Below are 17,540 nucleotides of genomic sequence, written 5' to 3' on the forward strand. Positions count from 1 at the left end.
CATGCCGTGCGAGCTGGCGGACACCGCCCGCATTCACGCCCGAGGCGTGGCGGCCGGCATAGTCCTTCTCGATCAGCACCGGCTTCATGCCAGCAAGGCACATGTGAAGCGCGGTCGAGCATCCGTGCATGCCGCCACCGACGATGATGGCATCCGCAAGCCTGGTCATCCGCGCACCACGGCCTGGACGTCGGCCTCCGTCTTCGGAACGGAAGCGAGCTCGGCCAGCGTGATCGGCTTCACCGGCGCGCGCAGCCGGTAATAGCCGATTTCCTGGGGAGTCTTGTCACGGGCTTGCGCCATCAGCTCGGTGACGGTCAGGCCGCAGAGACGGCCCTGGCAGGGACCCATGCCGGTCCGACGATAGGCCTTGAGCTGGTTGGGACCGGTCGCGCCGATCGCGACGGCGTCGAGAATGTCTGTGGCCGTGACCTCCTCGCAGCGGCAGACGATGGTGTCGCCGGAGGGAATCCGAAACTGCCGGGCGGGACGGAACAGCGTGTCGAGAAAGGCGCGACCGCGCTCGGCCTGCGACAGCGATGCCTTCAACGTTGCCAGAGACGCGGATTTCGCAGCAGCCGCAGGCGTCAGCGTCTCGACCGCAGCCCGTGCAGCGATATGGCCGCGGATGACGGCGACCGCGGCGCCACCGATGCCGGCACCGTCGCCGGCAATCGCGATGCCAGCGATCGACGTGTTACCGTCGCCATCGAGGACCGGCGACCAGCACAGCTGCAGGTCGTCCCAGCGATGCTCGATCCCTGCTGCCATGGCGAGATTGACATTGGGCACCACGCCCTGGTGCAGCAGAAGCAACTCGACGGGTATCGTCTCGCGGCGGCTGCCGGCCGCATAGCTCACGCTGGCGAGTTGGCCGTCGCCGGCGGCTGCGAGTTCGGTCACTCCCGACACTACCGGTACTTTCGCCCGCACCTCCCTGATCATGGCGAGGCCCTTGGCGAAATAGGGTGAAGTCATGAATGCGAAGGCGTGGGGCAGTGCGGCCAGATAATTGCGGCGTTCGGTCGTATCGAGGATGCGGTCGATGCGACCGCCGAGCCGCAGGATCTGCGCCGCGAGCAGCCATAACAGCGGTCCCTGGCCGGCGATCACCGTGCGCCCGTCCGGCACGAGGCCCGACGACTTCAGCATCGTCTGTGCTGCGCCGGCGGTCATCACCCCCGGCAACGTCCAGCCCGGGATCGGAAATGGCCGCTCCAACGCGCCTGTCGCGAGGATCACCCGCCGTGCCCCCACGAAGGCGGAGGCCCCGCCCACGGAAACGCCGACTTCCAGGTTGCGATCGAGACTCCATACCGTTGCGCGCTGGATGATCTCGGCACCGCTCGCTCGAACCGCCTCGACAAGTTTTGCGCCCGCCCAGTAGTCCGCGCCGAGCTGACCTCGTTCCGTCACCGGCGTCGAGGTGATGGCGCGCCAGACCTGACCGCCGGCGCCGGCATTCTCGTCGAGCAGCAGCGTCGACAGGCCGGCCTCGGCCGCGGTCGCTGCGGCGGCAAGCCCGGCGGGTCCGGCTCCGACCACCACGACGTCATAGCCATCGCGCTTGGGAAGTGCGTTCATCGGCCGATCTCCCGCTTGCCTTTTTGAATCTCGATCTGCATGCCCTCGGCAACAGGCACCAGGCAGCCCTGGCGATTGCCGATGCCGTCAATGGTGACGAGGCAGTCGAAGCACACGCCCATCATGCAATAGGGCAAGCGTGGCGCGCCGCTCACCGCGGTCGCGCGGCGGACGTCACGGCCGGAAACCAGCAGCGCCGCGGAAACCGTATCGCCCTCGCGCGCCTCGATGGCAGCTCCGTCCACGAAGATGTGCACGGATTGTCTGCTATCCTGATCGGATCGTTTGAACATGGGATGCCTCTTGACCCTTCCTTCGCCCATTAGGGCCGTATCGTTGTCAGTAGTAGCCACTGCTTGTCGCAGCATGGTTTGCGTCGAAGCGGCGGGCTGAGAACGCGCCCACGAGTTCGGAGTCGAGAGCGCCTGCCGCGACCATCCGGGCAATTTCGAAGGCGTGGTTGGAGGCGAGCGTCACGCCGGAATGACAGCAGGCGACGAAAGCGCCCGGCTCGCTCTCCGACTGGTCGTAGATCGGGAAACCATCCTTGGGCATCACGCGGATGCCAGCCCATGTCCGGATGACGTTGAGACGCGCCAGATGCGGAAACGTGCGCTGCGCCCGGTCTGCCATCACCGCGCTGACAGAATGGTTCAACGTGCGATCGTCGAGCTGCTCTTCCTTGCTATCGCCGATCATCACCGTCCCCTCATCGGTCTGGCGGATCGTGGTCAGCGGATGCGGGAGAAATGGCATGGTCCGCTCGGTCACCACGATCTGTCCGCGAGTCGGCCCCATTGGCGCCGACAGGCCGACCATTGGCGCCAATGTCTGGTTTGCATTGCCGGCGGCCAGGACAACCTTCGCCGCGCGAATTTCACCCTGCGCGGTCGCGAGCCGGAATTCACCGCCAGTGCGGACAATGGCCGACACCGGTCGTTCCGGGAAATAGTCGACCCCGAACAGCTTCAGGCCGGTATGGAAGGCGCGAAAGGTGCGCAGCGAATTCACGTGCCCGTCCAGCGGACAGAAGCTGCCGCCTGAGACCTCAGGACCGATCATCGGGAGCATCTTCTTCACGTCGGAGGCCGACAGCATCTCCATCCGGTAGTCGATCGCACCGACCTGGTTATGCATGCGTGTGACGAGCTGACCGCGCCGCGCAAACTCATCCTCGCCGAGGGTCAGATGGAAGCCGCCGTTCTGCTGCAGCGCGACGTCGAGTCCTGACTGATCCTTCAATTCGGCAGCGAGTTTAATCCAGCTCTCGGTCGCCCGCACCGTCCAGCCGGTGTAGGCCGGCATGCCCAGTCCCTTGCTCTGCACCCAGATCAGCGCAAAGTTCGCCCGCGAGGCGCGCTTGGCGATGTCGCCCTCGTCAAGGACGACCACCTTCTTGCCGAGTCGGCCAAGCCCCCAGGCAATCGCGGAGCCGAGCAGGCCGCCGCCGACGATGGCGGCGTCATAATCTTTTGACATGGATTCTCCTATCGCTCCGGATCGCTCTTGCCGGCGAGCACGCGGTCGAGCCCGTAAAATCGGTCGAGCAGGATCAGGGCGGTCATGGTGATTGCGATCACGCTGGCCGAGATCGATGTCACCAGCGGATCGATGTTGTCCTGGACGTAGAGGAACATGCGAACGGGCAGCGTTTCGGTGCCGGGCGCGGCGAGGAAGACGGTCATGGTCAGATCGTCGAAGGACTGAATGAAGGCCAGCGCCCAGCCGCTGATGACGCCCGGAAGGATCAGAGGCAGGGTCACGCGGCGGAACAGCGTCCAACCACCGGCACCGAGCGAGACCGCCGCCATTTCGACCGAGCGGTCCATGCCGGTCGCCGCGGCCAGCGTCAGCCGCAGCGCGAACGGAAACACCACCACCACATGAGCGATCAGCAGGCCTGCGAAACTCCCGCCGATGCCGATCGTCGTGAAAAAGCGCAGGAAGGCGATGCCCAGCACGACATGCGGGATCATCAGCGGCGACAAAAACAACGCGGCGACGGCGTCACGGCCGCGGAAACTGTAGCGAGCGATGGCCAGGGCCGAGGGCACCGCGAACAACAGCGCCACGAACGAGGACAGCGCACCCAGCCCGAGGCTCACCCAGAATGCATGGACGAATTCCGGATAGTTCGCGATCGCCCTGAACCAGCGCAGTGAAAAACCGTTGGTCGGCAACGACAGGTAGCCCTCCGGCGTGAAGGCGACGAGGCAGACCACCACGATCGGCGCCAGCATGAAGACCACAAAAATCGTATGGAAGATGAGCGCGAGCGGGCCGTTGGTCCTCATCGGAACACCTCGGCATAGCGTCGTTCGATCAGCGCGTTGCTGCCGACGACGATCAGCACCAGCGCCACCAGCAGCAGCACCGCCACGGCCGCACCAAGCGGCCAGTCGAGTGTATTGAGAAACTCGTCATAGGCGAGCGTCGCGGCGACCTTGAGCCGCCGGCCCCCGATGATCGCAGGCGTCGCAAAGGCGCTGGCGGACAGCGAGAAGACGATGATCGCGCCCGACAGCACGCCCGGCATGATCTGTGGCAGGACGATGCGACGGATGATCGTGAGCGGGCTCGCACCGAGCGACAGAGCGGCGTTCTCGATCTGCGGATCGACGCGCTGCAACGCGGCCCACACCGACATCACCATAAACGGCATCATCACGTGAACGAGCGCGACCACCATGCCGGTCTCGGTAAACATGAAACGCAGCGGCGAGCCGATCAGCCCGAGCGACATCAGGAGCTTGTTCATCAGGCCATTGTTGCCGCCGAACAAGAGCGCCCAGCCCAGCGTGCGTGCCACCACGGAGATCAGCAACGGACCGAGGATCAGGAGCAGGAACAGGCTCTTCCAGCGTCCGCTCATGCGGTTGAGGATGTAGGCCTCCGGCGCGCCGAACAAGGCGGCGATCAGCGTCGTCAGCAGTGCGATGCGGAAGGTACGCCAGAACATCTCGGCGTAATACGGGTCGGTCGCGATCTCGTGCCAGTTCTTCAGGATGAACACCGGCTCGATGCCTTTGTACTGCCCCCAGTCGTGGAACGAGAGCATCACCGTCATGACGAGCGGGATCACCAGGACGCCGGCGAACAGCATCAGCGCGGGCGCGCTCAGCGCCCACGCCGGGCGCGCGTGGCTCGAATCTCCCGGGGCGGCGTGCACCGGAGCAGTATCGATGGCTCCGCTCATGCGGCCGCCCCGGCGCCACGCAGGCTCATATCCTCCACACGCCAGGCGAGGTGGACAGCGTCGCCCTCCACCGGCTGCGGCTGGCCGTCGTTCTGGCGTATCACAATGACTGTGCCGCATTCACTTACGCACTGAAACAGCCAGTGATCGCCCTGAAAAATCCGGGTGACGATTCTCGCCGCGAGCCCCGCATCGGCAAAACCGATCCGCTCCGGGCGGACGGTGATCGTCACAGGACCGGCGATACCGGCCGGCGCGGGCGCGCTCCAGGAACCGGCGACCAGCCGCGGCGGAGCAACGGTCCGATCGATGGCGGCGGCGAAATCGTTGGTCCTGCCCAGAAACCTGGCCACGAAGGCAGAAGCCGGCCGCTCATAAGTCTCCTGCGGCGTGCCTATCTGTTCGATGCGGCCCTGACTCATGACCACGATGCGATCGGACAGCGACATCGCCTCGTTCTGGTCGTGGGTGACGAGCACCGTGGTGGTGCCGAGGTTGCGCTGGATCTGGCGCAGCTCGATCTGCATCTCCTCGCGCAACTTGGCGTCGAGGTTCGAGAGCGGCTCATCGAGCAGCAGCACGCTCGGCCGGATCACCAGCGCGCGCGCCAGCGCCACGCGCTGCTGCTGCCCGCCCGACATGCGCTTCGGATAGCGATCTTCATAGCCGGCGAGCCCGACCATGGTCAGCGCGGAACGGACGCGCTCCACGCGCTCGGCCCGCGGCACGCGTCGCATCTCAAGGCCAAAGGAGACGTTCTCGGCCGCGGTCATATGCGGGAACAGGGCATAGCTCTGGAACACGATGCCGAGGCCACGCTTCGCCGGCTGCACCGCGGTCAGTTCACGCCCCTCGAGCCGGATGGCCCCGCACGACGGATCGAGAAAGCCGGCGATCATCTGCAGCGTCGTGGTTTTTCCGCAGCCAGAAGGACCAAGGAAGGAGATGAACTCGCCCTTGGCGACCGCGAGACTGAATTCATCGACGACAGTTTGCGCGCCGAATTGTTTCCCGAGACGGTCGAGTTCGAGAAAGGGCATGTTGAGGCTTCCAGATACTGCGGTGGCAGGGATCGATACCGGGCTTGCAGTGACGCGCGGCGCCGGCCGCCGGGATCAGCGCTCGACCTCGCGATTCCAGCGCTTGGTCCACTCCTCGCGCTTGTCGTTGATGATGGTCCAGTCGGCCGTATAAAGTTTTGCCGCGCGGTCAGCGATCGGCGCCATCTTGCCGAGGTCGGACGGGACGACGACCGATTTCAGCACCGGGCCGTAGCCATATTCCTTCAGCATCAACAGCTGCATGTTCGGCTCGAGCAGCGACTTGATGAAGGCCGAGGCGAGCGGCGACGCGTTGGGCTTGGTGATCGCACAGGCGCTCGTTACCAGCGTAGCCGCACCTTCCTTGGGATAGACAAAGTCTACGGGGAAGCCCGTATTGGCGAAACTCTGGACCCGGCCCGAGCCCCATACGGCCAGCACCGCCTGGCCGGACTGAAACAGCTCCGTCATCTTGCCCGGCGACGGTTCGTAGGCCAGGACATTCGGATTGACGTCGTTCTTGAATATCCTGAAGCCGGCATCAACATTGGCTTCGCTGCCGCCGTTCATCCTGGCCAGCATCAGCAATGCGTACAGACCGTAGGTGTTGTTGATCGGCGGGATCACCAACTGGTTCTTGTACTTCGGATCCTTGAGATCATTCCACGAGGTCGGAGGCGCCCAGCCTTTCTCGGCGAAGACCTTGGTGTTGTACATCAGGCCGGTTGCGACCAGGCCAATGCCCACCGCGTGGTTATCCTTATACCGGGCGGCTTCGTAGAGATCGGCAGGCAGACCTTCGATCTTGCCGCAAAAGCCGAGCTGGATGGCCTGATACATCGGACCGTCATCGACGATGGCCACGTCGATCTGCTGGTTGCCCTTCTGAGCCTGCAACTTGGCAAGCGTGTCTGTCGAATTGCCGGCGACGTATTCGACCTTGACGCCATGGGCCTTCTCAAAGGCCGGGATGACGTCGTCGCGGATCGTCTTCTCAAACGAGCCGCCATAACCCGCCACGAAGAAAGTCTTCTGCTGGGCCGAAGCCGCCGACGGTGCCAAGGCGAGCGCTGCGATGCAGACCGCTGTCAGAAAGCCGAGATGCTTCATAAGGACCGATCTCCAATGCCGTTTGCAGGTGACACACGGGACGTACCGCCTCTGGTTGGATTTGCTTAAGAAATAAGCTTTCTCCAACCCTGATGAAAAAGATCGCAATTCACGCTTTCGCCGTCCAATGAATAATGGCACCGTCTTCATGCCGGAATGTTATGGATGGAATAGCGTATGGCTCGGATCAATTCCCGTCAGGTCGAAGCATTCCGCGCGATGATGCTGACAGGCAGCGTCACCGAAGCCGCAAAGCTAATGGCGGTGACGCAACCGGCTGTGAGCCGGCTGCTGCGCGACTTCCAGGCGCTGCTCAAGATGGGACTGTTTGAGAGGCGCGGCACCGGCCTCGTGCCGACGGCAGCCGCGACCGCGCTGTATATGGAAGTCGAACGGTCCTTCGTCGGCCTGGAACGCATCAACGCCGCCGCCGAGGAGATCCGTAGCCGCCGGACCGGGACGTTGCGGATAGCCGCCCTGCCGGCGCTATCCAATGGCTACCTCCCAAGGCTGGCTGGAAAATTCCTGGAAGAAAGACCGAACCTCAACCTGTCGTTTTTCGGCGTCATCTCGCCGATCGTGATCGACTGGGTGCTGAACAACCAGTGCGACATCGGTTTCGCCGAGATCCCGATCGCTCATTCCGGCCTTACGTGCATGCGACTGCCGGCGCTCCCGCGCGTTGCGATCCTGCCAGATGGCCATCGATTGGCGGCCAAGGCTATGCTGGAGCCGCGCGATTTCGAGGGCGAGACTTTCGTATCGCTCTCGGCGGGGTCGACCAGCCGCCATCTGATTGACCAGATTTTCAACCGCGATGATGTCCGCCGCGTCCTGCGGGTGGAGACGAGCCTGTCGGAGATCATGTGCGGGATGGTGTCGTCCGGGCTCGGCGTAGCTATCTGCGATCCCTTTACGGCGCGCGAGTTCGAGGGGCGGGGCATCGTCGTGCGTAGTTTCATGCCGCGCATCGATTTCGAGTTCGCCGCCGTTTTCCCGCCGCAGCGCAGCCCGTCACCTGTTGCTCTGGATTTGGTGGAGGTCATGCGTCGGGCCTTGGTCGAACGAAGTGGACGGCCCTTCGCCCAAAATTGATGGCGGCGGACCGCAAGATCAACGGCGTGCGCCGGTCGAACGCGCAAGGTGGATCTGCGCGCGGGTGACCTTCATGGCGTGTCTCCGGCTGCGGTCTGAAAGCGGTCGATGCGAAATGCGTCGAGCGGCACGTCGGTGGCGTGATCCACCATCAGCTCGGTCATGATGGCGCCGATCGCCGGACCCAACTGGAAGCCCGCGCCGGAGAATCCGAAGGCGTGGAACAGCCCCGGCGTTGTCCGGCTCGGCCCGATCACCGGAAGGTGGTCCGGGGTCACGCCGTCGATGCCCGACCAGCTACGGATGACATGCGCGCCCGCCAACTCCGGCACGAGCGCCACCGCATGCGCCTGGGTCTGCAGCGAAACCTCCGGCAGAGCCCGCGACCATGGCTTCGACGGATCCGACTCGCCATGGCCGCCGCCGATGATGACATTGCCGCGCGGGATCTGTCGCAGATAGACGTTGCCGCCGACCACGCCGATATTGGGCGTGATGAAGTACGGCAACGGCTCCGTCACCATCATGTTGGGACTCATCGGCGCGACTGGCGCTTTCTCGCCGAACGCCTCTGCAACTGCGCCGCCCCAGAAGCCGGCGACATTGAGCAGCAGCGGCGCCTGGAATTCGCGCCCGTCTTCGGCGCGCAGCAGGAACATCCCGCCGGCGTAAGAGAGTTCGACTATCCTTGTGCCCTCGCAGATCACCGCTCCGGCCGCTCGCGCCGCATGCGCCAGCGCCGGCGCCAGCAGTCGCGGGTTGGCCGATCCGTCTTCCGGCGACAGCGACCCGGCGACGACGGAGTTGCTTAGCCAAGGATATTCCAGATGAATCGAATTGCTTCCCACCATGCGTAGCGACAGGCCGTAATCGCGTGCGATATCGAGATAGGCAACGAGCTCGGCCTCCTCCTCCGCGTTCCGTGCCAGCTTGAGATGGGTTGTGACGGTGAACTCCGCGTCGGTGCCGGCGATCTCGCGCATCCGGCCCCACATCTCCCGCGACCGGCGCGCGATCGGCAGTTCGGCCGCATGGCGGCCCTGCTGGCGCACGCCGCCGTAGTTCACCCCGGAGGCCTGGCCACCAACCAGCCCGCGCTCCAGCAGGATGACCCGCAGCCCGCGCTTCGCCAGATGCAGCGCCGCCGAACAGCCGGCCCCGCCGCCGCCGAGAACGAGGGCATCGCATGTTTCGCTCATGGCGTTGCCTCCGGGACAAGCATCGGCATCGGCTTCACCGGCGACTGGCCCCGCAATCGTCCGATCGAGGCGACGTCCCGCCCCAGACTGGCTGCCAGCACCTCTGCCGCGGCCGGGCCACACACGCGCCCCTGGCAGCGCCCCATGCCGACACGGGTAAATGCCTTGGCACGATTCATTTCCGGCGCAGGCCCGACGTCGTGATCTTCTCGGGCCGCCGCGCGCAGCTCACCCGCCGTCAACCCTTCGCAGCGGCACAGCAGCGTCTCATCGGCCACCGACGCTGCCAGCGCCGCCGGATAGGGAAAGGCCCGTTCCAGGGCAATGCGAAACCGCTGTTGCCCCGCCAACGCACGATCCAGTGCTGCGACCCGCACAGCATCGACGCTCTGACCGGCATCCTGCAACAGCGCCAGGGCGGCACGCGCGCCAGCCAGCTCCGCCACGTCGGCACCGCCGATTGCCGCGCCGTCACCCGCCAGATAATGCCCTTCGACCGGAGTCCGGCCGGACGTGTCGCACTCGGGAATCCAGCTGTGCTGTAAAGGCTCGAAGCGAAACGGCACGCCGGCGAGATCGGCGAGCTGCGCCTCCGGTTTCAGCCCCCAGCCCATGCCCACCGCGTCACACGCCACGAGATCTTCACGGCCGTCCGATCCGCGCCAGCGCAATCCCTGAACGTCCGTAGTGCCGTTGATGGCAACCGGCGTGGCGCCCTCGACGACGCGCACGCCATGCGCCCGCAGCCAGCCAATGTAGTAGATACCTTTGACAAAGGTGGCGCCGCCGCGCAGCAACCCCGGTGCCGCTGCGAACTTGGTGGCGAACGGCGTGGTGTCCACCACCGCCGCGACCGTCACGCCGGCCTTCGCGTATTGATACGCCACCAGATACAGCAGCGGTCCGGTACCGACGAAGGCCACGCGGGCGCCGATGCTGCAGCCCTGTGTCTTCAGCGCGATCTGCGCCGCCCCCATGGTCGTCACGCCGGGCAGCGTCCAGCCCGGCACTGGCACCACCCGGTCCATTGCGCCGGTGCAGAGAATGGCGGCGTCGTAGTCCACCGTGGCTTGCGTGCGCCCCTGATGTTGTGTGCTGAGCCGCCGCGCCTGCGGGCGGATGTGCCAGACCAAAGTTTCCGGCCGCCAATCCACGACCGGAGCCAGACGCTCGAACGTCGCGTGAACACCCTCGGCCTTGCGCGCCTCGAAGCCGTACAGCATCCGGGCGTCGCGCCGCAGCGACTGCGGCGGTCGCTGATAGATCCGCCCGCCGCCTTCCCGCGCTTCGTCGATCCACACCGGACGATGGCCAGCTGCCACCAGCGTCTCCACTGCACGCACGCCCGCAGGCCCGGCGCCTATCACTGCGATCCTCATCCGCGCGTCACTTTCATGCCTTGCGATGCCTGGGTCGCGCAGGCGCGCACGCGCCCGACGCCGGCCACCGACACCCAGCAATCCTGGCAGGCGCCCATCAGGCAGAAGCCGGCGCGATCGCCATCCCCAAACTCGCTGCGCCGCAAGCTCCCTGCGCCACCAGCGAGCAATGCCGTCAGCAGCGTGTCGCCCTGCTGGGCCGCGATCTCGGCACCATCGAGTGTGAGCGCGATGCCGGGGCGGTTGGCATCGCGCACGCGTTGCAGTTTCATAGCGTATCCTCGGGCCGGCTCATCTCGCTGTGCAAAGAATCTAATCCGCGAAGTAGGTCTGCTCGGTCAGCAGCGGCCCGAGAGACATCGAGCCTTCGAATTTGAAGCCCCATTGCAGCTTCTCCTTGCGGGCCCAGACGTCCCTGGTTTCTGTCAGGGGGATGGCGCAGACCTGGCCGATGATCGTCTTCTGGGCGTCCTGCCAGAACGCAATCTGTTTTTGTGAATCGACCTCGACGCGCGCCGCCTCGATTTGCTTGTCGGCCACGTCGCAATGGCTGAAGTTGGTCGCCGCGGTGGGTTTGCCGACGATGCTGCGCGAATGAAAGAACTGCGTCAGATAGTAATCCGGCACCGGGAAGCGCGCGGCGCCATAAAGGACAAGCGCACTGAGGTCCTTGCGGATCATCTGCTGCCAGGCGGCGTGCTCTACCGGCTGCAGATTGAGTGTGATGCCCGCCTCCGCGAGTTGCGACTGCAGGATCTGTGCGATTGTTTCGAGACTCGGCAGCTGGCTGGAAAGCATGGTGACGGTGATACCTTTTGGATAGCCCGCTTCGGCCAGCAAAGCCTTGGCCTTCGCCGGATCGTGCGGAAGCGCGCCGGCCTTGTCGGTGAAGCCGAGGTTGTTGGACGGAACGGCCGATTTGCCGGCGCGGCTGAAGCGTGGCCCGCGAAAGTCCGCGATCTGGGCGCCATCGACTGCATAGGCCAGCGCCTGACGCACCCGGAGATCATCAAACGGCGGCTTGGTCACGTTGATGTGCAGCATCGCCAGCTCGGCCGGATCGAAGCTATCGACCGCCGTGCCCGGTTGGGCCAGCGTCCGCTGCAGCCAGCGCTTGTCGGTGAGCCCTCCGGCAGCGTCCACCTCGCCCGCAAGGAAGGCCAGATCGCGTGCGGCGGTATTGCTCAGAAAGCGATAGGTGATTTTGGTGAGCTTCGGCTTGCCGCGGAAGTAGCCTTCGTTTGCAATAAAGTTTGCCGCCGTGCCCGGCGCGATCGACTGCACCTGGAACGGCCCGAAGCCGATCGGGTTGCGGCTGAAGCTCGCGCCGCGCTCTTCATAGGCCTTCTTCGAAACGAGGAACCCGCCGGCGTAGTTGGCGAGCAGACCCAGCACGCTGGGCACCCGGCTCGAGAACGTGATGCGGACCGTGAGCGGATCGATCGCCTCGACCTTTGCAACGGCGGCGTAATCGCCGGAGAAGGCCGATCGCTTGGGGTCGCGGGACTTGTCGAGACTGAACACGACATCGTCTGCCGTGACCTCGCCGTAACCGCTATGCCACTGCACGCCGGGGCGGAGCTTGAAGGTCCACACCAGCCCATCATCGCTCGCGTTCCAGCTCTCGGCCAAGTCAGGCCCGATACTGGCCGGATCGGTCGAGCCTGGCGCGAAGCGGACCAGCGCGCCGAAGATCCACGCCACCAGGGTGCGGTCCGAGGTGCTTGCCGCAAAGTGAGGATCGAGATTGCCGATATCGGCGGAAGCGGCACCGAGCGTCAGCTCGGTCTTGGCGGCACGTGCCGGCACCGGAGCAAAAGCAACGGCAGCGAGAACAGCCGCAACCAATGTCGTCTTCGTCAATATCGACTTTGTCATCGTGCGATCTTCCCCGTTGCAGTGAGACGTTGAACCGAAGGCCGAGCGCCCAGCGCGGCAAACAACGGCCTGAAGCCCTTGGTGGTCAGTCCTTCGAGCGCGGCGAGGATCTCGTCCTGCCACTCCGGATCGATATTCGCTGCACCGAGGTGGCGAAACTTCTCTGTCACCATGCTCCTGTTCATCGGATTGGCGACGTCCCCGAGCGGGTGGAGGACTGTCAGCCTCTCCGGCCCCGCGCCCTGATCCAGGATTACCCGGCACGGCGTGCCGCCGGGAAACGATTCGGCAAAGTCCTCATGCGCGGCGAGTTCGATGCGACCGGCAAGCGCGAGAACTTCCGGATCGCGCAACCGTGCCGGGTCCATCGGCTGCAGCGCCGCGGCGCCGCGGAGCGCCGCCAGCGCACAGCTGAAATAATAGCTGTATTGCGCTTCCTCGAGTGTGTGCGGCGCCCGCTCGTTACCGAGGCGCAGGCCGCGCGAAAACGTCTCGATGCGCAGGCTGACGATCGGCTTGCCGGGCTGGCGCAGCGCCAAAATGGCGTCGATCGCCGCGTGCATGTAGCGACAGCACGCATAAGGCTTCAGATAGCAGTCCTGCAGCCACCAGCGCTCGCCGAGCCCGCCGGTCAGGACGGAGCGGATGAAGCGAGCGTCATCGTCCAGCAGATCGCGCGGGCCGGTCGCGCCCGCCTTGGCGCGAAACGCCGCTGTCAACCCGGCCACGACGGCCGGCGGGATGGCTTCCTTGACCGTGCTTCCCTGATATTTCGAGCTGCCCGAAGGGAAACTGATCGGTCCCTCGGCGCCGGCGATCGCCATCGCATGCGCGAGTGCGGGCGCGTCCAGTCCAAGCAATCGTCCGGTCGCGGCGGCGACTCCGTAACTCACCCACCGGCCGCTGCTGTAGGTATCGATCGTCGCCGTCGGGCGGGATGTCGCGACCCGCAGGGCGAAATCGTATCCAAGCGCGATCGCGTCAAAGATCCGCTCGTCGGGCGCGTCAAATGCCTGGCCCACCGCGAGCACGGCAGGGATGATCCCGGCGCCGGGATGGCCGGCGGCACCGCGGTGCCCGTCATCAATGTCGAGCGCACTGGCCGCGGCCGCATTGGCCATCGCCGTCCCGCTGACACTGAGCATCGTGCCGGTCAGCCAGACGCCGGCCCGGCCGGGCCCATAGATCTGTTCGGCGGCGAACCGGGCAGCCTTGGCGAGCTTCGATTCAAGGCCGGCCGAAGTGGCTCCGACAAGGTCGGTCACAAGCAGCGCGCACGCCTCCCGCGCTTGCGCCGGCAGACCCCCCTCAGGATGATCGGCGGCGAAGGCGGCAAGTTGGTCGATCGCGTGCATGGCCTGTTTCCAGCGTCGTGGCGAGAGAGCTAACCGGCGCGGCGGATGAAATGGCCGGCGGCCATCATGTCCCAGCGTGTTGGCGGCGACTGATAGTCGACCGGCCGCAGCGGACTGCGCGGCGGCACGCTGTTGTTGGCCGGCGGCGGGCGGAGACCGCGTTGATCGGGATGAGTGATCGGAATCGCCGCCAGCAGCCGCTGTGTGTAGTCGTGGCCGGGACGGCCGATGACATCGTCGCGGTCGCCAATCTCGACGATTTCGCCAAAGTACATCACCGCGATGCGGTCGCAGATCCGCTCGATCGCTGCCATGTCGTGGCTGATGAACAGATAGGACACGCCGAATTCCTTCTGCAGGTCGACCATCAGGTCCAGGATCTGGGCCTTGACTGCCACGTCGAGCGCCGAAACCGCTTCGTCGGCAATGATGAGTTTGGGGGACATGGCGAGCGCCCGGGCAATACAGATGCGCTGGCGTTGCCCGCCGGAAAATTCGTGCGGCAGGCTCCCGGCACGCGACGGTTCGAGGCCCACCCGCTCAAGCAGCATTTCCATCCGTGAAACGGCCGCCTTGCCCGAGGCAAGCCCGTGGACGCGCATGGGCTCGATGATCGCCGATCCGATGGTCTGCCGGCTATCGAGCGACCCGAACGGATCCTGGAAGATCATCTGAACGTCGCGACGCAGGGCGCCGAGACTTGCCGGATTTCCGTAGTCCACCTCCCGCCCGGCGACGGTCACCCCGCCGGAGTGTCCGGGCACGAGGTTGATGATCGCCTTTCCGATGGTCGACTTGCCCGAACCCGACTCGCCGACGAGGCCAAGCGTTTCGCCTTGGCCGATCGCGAACGAGACGTGGTCGACCGCGCGGACCTCCCCTTTCAGGCGGCCGAGCAGACCGCCGTACGACGGGAAGCGCACCGAGAGATCGCGAACTTCCAGCACCGCGGCCTCGCCGCGAAAGGATAGAGGGACGACATCCACCGCCTGCCCGGCCGCAGGACGGCCGCGCCATTTTCCGACGAGGCTCGGCGCTGCCTCGATCAAAGTTCGCGTGTAACCGTCGCGTGGGTTCGAGAACACCTCGTGGACGGTGCCGCGCTCGATCTCACGACCGCGGCGCATCACCAGCACATGATCCGCCACCTCGGCGACGACTCCCATATCATGCGTGATCAACAGCAGCGCCGTGCCGGTGTCGCGCTGCAGATCCTTCAGAAGCTGCAATGTTTGGGCCTGCACCGTGACGTCGAGCGCGGTGGTGGGCTCATCGGCGATAATGAGGACGGGATCGCACGCCAGCGCCATCGCGATCATGACCCGCTGGCGCATGCCGCCGGAGAACATGTGGGGATAGTTGTCTATCCGCTGCTCGGGATCGGGAATGCGGACCTTGCGCAGCATTTCGAGCACAGCCTTACGGAGAGCGGCGCCGCGGAGACCGCGATGGATCCGGATCGCTTCGCCGATCTGGTCGCCGATGCGCTGGACCGGGTTCAGCGAGGTCATCGGCTCCTGGAAGATCATGCTGATCTTGCCGCCGCGCACGCGACGCATCGCCGCTTCGTTCAGCGTCAGCAGTTCCTGATCGCCGAGCCTGATGGAGCCGCTGGCACGGCCGACGCCCTCCTGCAGCAGGCCCATGATGGCCAGCGAGGTGACGCTCTTGCCGGACCCCGAACCGCCAACGATGGCCAGCGTGCCGCCGGAAGCGATGTCGAAGCTCAGATCGTGCACAACCGTGGTTGATCCAAAAGCGACAGTCAGACCGCTGACAGACAGAATGCGCTGCCCTTCCATCACGAGACGTCCTTCATGCGAGGATCGATGGCGTCGCGCAGACCGTCGCCGATCAGGTTGAATGCGAGGACAAGGAGCAGGATCGCCATGCTCGGAAACAGCGCGAGGTGAAACGAACTCAGGATGTTCTCGAACCCCTCGCGCACCATGCCGCCCCATGTGGGCGTCGGCGGCGCGAGCCCGAGGCCGATGAAGGCCAGCGACGCTTCGGTGCGCACCGCCGTCGCCATCCACAGCGATGCCATCACCATTATTTCAGGGAGGATCGCCGGAAGGATATGACGGAACAGGACGCGCGCACCGGAAAATCCCATGGCATGACAGGCCTGGACGTATTCGCGGTCGCGCTGCGCCATGACGGCTGCCCGCGCGATCCGCGCGAACGCCGGCGTCGCGGTAAAAGCGATCGCAATCACGATATTGGTGACCGTCGCCCCCATCAGCGCCACCAGCGCCAGCCCGAGGATCAACGACGGGAAGGCCAGGATCACATCCATCATCTGCATCAGGACGATGTCGATCGCACCGCCGCGATAACCAGCGACCATGCCAATGAAAGATCCCAGCACCAGCGCAATCGTGATGGCGGAGAAACCGATGATGAGCGAATAGCGCGCGCCGTAAAGCAGCCTCGACCAGATGTCGCGGCCGAATTGATCGGCCCCCAGCAGGTACTTTCCGCCGGGAGGCGCGAGTTGGTTGATGAGACTTTGCTGCGACGGCGCATGCGTTGCCAGTTGCGGCGCAAAGATAGCGGCAAGAACAAGCAGAAGCAGAACGGCGAGCCCGGCCTGGGTGGAGAAATTCAACCGTGACAGGAACGACCGCATCCCGTTCCGGGGGTGCGCAGAGGTCGGGGATTCGGAGATGATGCCGCTCATTTGTACTTCACCCGCGGGTCGAGAAATCCGTAGGTGAGGTCGGTCAGGAGATTCACGACCACCACCATCAGTGTGTAGATGACGATCATGCCCTGTAGCAGCGTGTAGTCGCGTTGCGTCAAAGCGGACAGGATCAGCTTACCGAGCCCGGGGCGCGAGAAGACAATTTCGGTGAGGACGGAATTTCCGATCAGAATGCCGAGATACAGTCCGACGACAGTGGTGATCGGAATCAGACAGTTACCGAGCGCGTGATTCCAGATCACCCGCGATGGCGATGCGCCCTTGGCGCGGGCAGTCCGGATGAAATCCTGACTGAGAACTTCCAGCATGGCGGAGCGCGTCACCCGCGTGATGTACGCCATCATGATCAGCGCCAGCGCCAGCGTCGGCAACGCCATCTGCCGCAGCCGTTCGGCCAACGTATTGGCGCCGCCGGCGCTGATGACGGGAAACCAGCGCAATTGAATAGCGAATACCATCAGCAGCACGATGGCGGCCACGAAGGCCGGCAGGGACAGACCCACCAGCGACAGGAACCGTAGTATGTAGTCGGGGGTCCGGCCGCGCTTGACCGCTGCCCACACCCCGGCCGGCACGCCGAGCAACGCCCCCAGCAACAGGGCCGCCATGGTCAGCTCGAGCGTATAGGGCAGCACGGTGAGAATCTCGTCCATCACCGGCCGGCCGCTGATCATGGACCTGCCGAGATCGCCTTGGACGGATTGCATGAGGAAGCGGGCGTACTGAACCGGCAGCGGCTGATCCAGCCCAAGCCGCTGACGCAGCGCCATCAGGCTTTCCGGACTCGCCTGATCGCCAAGAATGACCAGGGCGGGATCGCCGGGAAGAATCCTCACCAGCAGAAACACCAGCGTCAGCACGCAGAAAAGCGTGATAACCGCAAAGCCAAGTCTCTTCGCCAGGAATGACACCATTCAGCTTGTCCCCTTGTTGGTCTTGCACGTTCGAGGCCAAGCGTGGCTTCGTTGACCGGGGACATCGGCGATGATCTGCACCT

At 64.9% G+C, this 17,540-nt stretch carries 17 protein-coding genes; 1 reads left to right on the forward strand and 16 read right to left on the reverse strand.

Features of this window, described 5'->3' with window-relative positions:
* From JWR89_RS20925 to JWR89_RS20960, 8 genes are all read right to left on the reverse strand, one after another.
* Positions 1-169, reverse strand: a 169-nt coding sequence (locus JWR89_RS20925) for an FAD-dependent oxidoreductase (RefSeq protein ID WP_299719774.1), incomplete at its 3' end; no start/stop codon positions are given.
* Positions 166-1,584 (reverse strand): FAD-dependent oxidoreductase, encoded by a 1,419-nt coding sequence (locus JWR89_RS20930; protein WP_299719720.1) that lies wholly within the window; start codon positions 1,582-1,584, stop codon positions 166-168. The genes JWR89_RS20925 and JWR89_RS20930, both read right to left, overlap by 4 nt.
* Positions 1,581-1,877 carry a (2Fe-2S)-binding protein gene (locus JWR89_RS20935; RefSeq protein WP_299719776.1) on the reverse strand — a complete coding sequence of 99 codons (297 nt, stop codon included), beginning with the start codon at positions 1,875-1,877 and terminating at the stop codon, positions 1,581-1,583. Before JWR89_RS20935 ends, JWR89_RS20930 begins: the two co-directional genes overlap by 4 nt.
* A gap of 46 nt (positions 1,878-1,923) precedes the next feature.
* Positions 1,924-3,063, reverse strand: a complete 1,140-nt coding sequence (locus tag JWR89_RS20940; RefSeq protein WP_299719722.1) for an FAD-dependent oxidoreductase — start codon at positions 3,061-3,063, stop codon at positions 1,924-1,926.
* A gap of 8 nt (positions 3,064-3,071) precedes the next feature.
* Entirely contained in the window at positions 3,072-3,878 is an 807-nt protein-coding gene (locus tag JWR89_RS20945; RefSeq protein ID WP_299719724.1) for an ABC transporter permease, read from the reverse strand.
* Positions 3,875-4,780 carry an ABC transporter permease gene (locus JWR89_RS20950; protein WP_299719726.1) on the reverse strand — a complete coding sequence of 302 codons (906 nt, stop codon included), beginning with the start codon at positions 4,778-4,780 and terminating at the stop codon, positions 3,875-3,877. The genes JWR89_RS20945 and JWR89_RS20950 overlap by 4 nt, the downstream gene beginning before the upstream one ends.
* Complete coding sequence (locus JWR89_RS20955; protein WP_299719728.1) at positions 4,777-5,820, reverse strand: ABC transporter ATP-binding protein; 1,044 nt, start codon at positions 5,818-5,820, stop codon at positions 4,777-4,779. The genes JWR89_RS20950 and JWR89_RS20955 overlap by 4 nt, the downstream gene beginning before the upstream one ends.
* A 75-nt stretch (positions 5,821-5,895) precedes the next feature.
* Positions 5,896-6,930: an ABC transporter substrate-binding protein gene (locus tag JWR89_RS20960; protein ID WP_299719730.1), complete on the reverse strand. Its 1,035-nt coding sequence runs from the start codon at positions 6,928-6,930 to the stop codon at positions 5,896-5,898.
* Positions 6,931-7,107: 177 nt separating this feature from the next.
* On the opposite strand from JWR89_RS20960, the gene JWR89_RS20965 reads away from it, so the two are divergent.
* Positions 7,108-8,025, forward strand: a complete 918-nt coding sequence (locus tag JWR89_RS20965; RefSeq protein WP_299719732.1) for a LysR substrate-binding domain-containing protein — start codon at positions 7,108-7,110, stop codon at positions 8,023-8,025.
* A 71-nt stretch (positions 8,026-8,096) separates the two neighbouring features.
* Here the strand turns inward: JWR89_RS20965 and JWR89_RS20970 are convergent, their stop codons facing one another.
* Genes JWR89_RS20970 through JWR89_RS21005 form a run of 8 tightly spaced genes read right to left on the reverse strand, consistent with a single transcriptional unit; the run spans position 8,097 to position 17,457 of the window.
* Positions 8,097-9,224 carry an FAD-binding oxidoreductase gene (locus JWR89_RS20970; RefSeq protein ID WP_299719734.1) on the reverse strand — a complete coding sequence of 376 codons (1,128 nt, stop codon included), beginning with the start codon at positions 9,222-9,224 and terminating at the stop codon, positions 8,097-8,099.
* On the reverse strand, positions 9,221-10,546 hold the full coding sequence (locus JWR89_RS20975) for an NAD(P)/FAD-dependent oxidoreductase (RefSeq protein ID WP_366143003.1): 1,326 nt from the start codon (positions 10,544-10,546) through the stop codon (positions 9,221-9,223). The genes JWR89_RS20970 and JWR89_RS20975 overlap by 4 nt, the downstream gene beginning before the upstream one ends.
* 53 nt (positions 10,547-10,599) lie before the next feature.
* The gene (locus JWR89_RS20980; protein ID WP_299719738.1) at positions 10,600-10,875 is read right to left on the reverse strand and encodes a (2Fe-2S)-binding protein; all 276 of its coding nucleotides are present in this window, start codon (positions 10,873-10,875) and stop codon (positions 10,600-10,602) included.
* A 40-nt stretch (positions 10,876-10,915) separates the two neighbouring features.
* The gene (locus JWR89_RS20985) at positions 10,916-12,481 is read right to left on the reverse strand and encodes an ABC transporter substrate-binding protein (protein ID WP_299719741.1); all 1,566 of its coding nucleotides are present in this window, start codon (positions 12,479-12,481) and stop codon (positions 10,916-10,918) included.
* Positions 12,478-13,836 (reverse strand): MmgE/PrpD family protein, encoded by a 1,359-nt coding sequence (locus JWR89_RS20990; RefSeq protein WP_299719743.1) that lies wholly within the window; start codon positions 13,834-13,836, stop codon positions 12,478-12,480. Before JWR89_RS20990 ends, JWR89_RS20985 begins: the two co-directional genes overlap by 4 nt.
* 29 nt (positions 13,837-13,865) lie before the next feature.
* A complete protein-coding gene (locus JWR89_RS20995) occupies positions 13,866-15,638 on the reverse strand; it encodes an ABC transporter ATP-binding protein (protein ID WP_299719778.1) in 1,773 nt (590 codons plus the stop codon).
* Complete coding sequence (locus JWR89_RS21000; protein ID WP_299719745.1) at positions 15,638-16,519, reverse strand: ABC transporter permease; 882 nt, start codon at positions 16,517-16,519, stop codon at positions 15,638-15,640. Before JWR89_RS21000 ends, JWR89_RS20995 begins: the two co-directional genes overlap by 1 nt.
* A complete protein-coding gene (locus tag JWR89_RS21005; protein ID WP_299719748.1) occupies positions 16,516-17,457 on the reverse strand; it encodes an ABC transporter permease in 942 nt (313 codons plus the stop codon). The genes JWR89_RS21000 and JWR89_RS21005 overlap by 4 nt, the downstream gene beginning before the upstream one ends.
* Between the last annotated feature and the right edge of the window lie 83 nt (positions 17,458-17,540).

The sequence above is a fragment of the Tardiphaga sp. genome (genome assembly GCF_028290785.1).
In the GTDB taxonomy this organism is placed as follows: Bacteria; Pseudomonadota; Alphaproteobacteria; order Rhizobiales; family Xanthobacteraceae; genus Tardiphaga.

Excerpts from the sequence above, each read along its gene's own strand:
- JWR89_RS20985 (WP_299719741.1), bottom strand. The coding sequence starts at position 12,481 with ATGACAAAGTCGATATTGACGAAGACGACATTGGTTGCGGCTGTTCTC.
- JWR89_RS20945 (WP_299719724.1), bottom strand. The coding sequence starts at position 3,878 with ATGAGGACCAACGGCCCGCTCGCGCTCATCTTCCATACGATTTTTGTG.
- JWR89_RS20930 (WP_299719720.1), bottom strand. The coding sequence starts at position 1,584 with ATGAACGCACTTCCCAAGCGCGATGGCTATGACGTCGTGGTGGTCGGA.
- JWR89_RS21000 (WP_299719745.1), bottom strand. The coding sequence starts at position 16,519 with ATGAGCGGCATCATCTCCGAATCCCCGACCTCTGCGCACCCCCGGAAC.
- JWR89_RS20940 (WP_299719722.1), bottom strand. The coding sequence starts at position 3,063 with ATGTCAAAAGATTATGACGCCGCCATCGTCGGCGGCGGCCTGCTCGGC.
- JWR89_RS20980 (WP_299719738.1), bottom strand. The coding sequence starts at position 10,875 with ATGAAACTGCAACGCGTGCGCGATGCCAACCGCCCCGGCATCGCGCTC.
- JWR89_RS20970 (WP_299719734.1), bottom strand. The coding sequence starts at position 9,224 with ATGAGCGAAACATGCGATGCCCTCGTTCTCGGCGGCGGCGGGGCCGGC.
- JWR89_RS20955 (WP_299719728.1), bottom strand. The coding sequence starts at position 5,820 with ATGCCCTTTCTCGAACTCGACCGTCTCGGGAAACAATTCGGCGCGCAA.
- JWR89_RS20995 (WP_299719778.1), bottom strand. The coding sequence starts at position 15,638 with ATGGAAGGGCAGCGCATTCTGTCTGTCAGCGGTCTGACTGTCGCTTTT.
- JWR89_RS20990 (WP_299719743.1), bottom strand. The coding sequence starts at position 13,836 with ATGCACGCGATCGACCAACTTGCCGCCTTCGCCGCCGATCATCCTGAG.
- JWR89_RS20935 (WP_299719776.1), bottom strand. The coding sequence starts at position 1,877 with ATGTTCAAACGATCCGATCAGGATAGCAGACAATCCGTGCACATCTTC.
- JWR89_RS20950 (WP_299719726.1), bottom strand. The coding sequence starts at position 4,780 with ATGAGCGGAGCCATCGATACTGCTCCGGTGCACGCCGCCCCGGGAGAT.
- JWR89_RS21005 (WP_299719748.1), bottom strand. The coding sequence starts at position 17,457 with ATGGTGTCATTCCTGGCGAAGAGACTTGGCTTTGCGGTTATCACGCTT.
- JWR89_RS20960 (WP_299719730.1), bottom strand. The coding sequence starts at position 6,930 with ATGAAGCATCTCGGCTTTCTGACAGCGGTCTGCATCGCAGCGCTCGCC.
- JWR89_RS20965 (WP_299719732.1), top strand. The coding sequence starts at position 7,108 with ATGGCTCGGATCAATTCCCGTCAGGTCGAAGCATTCCGCGCGATGATG.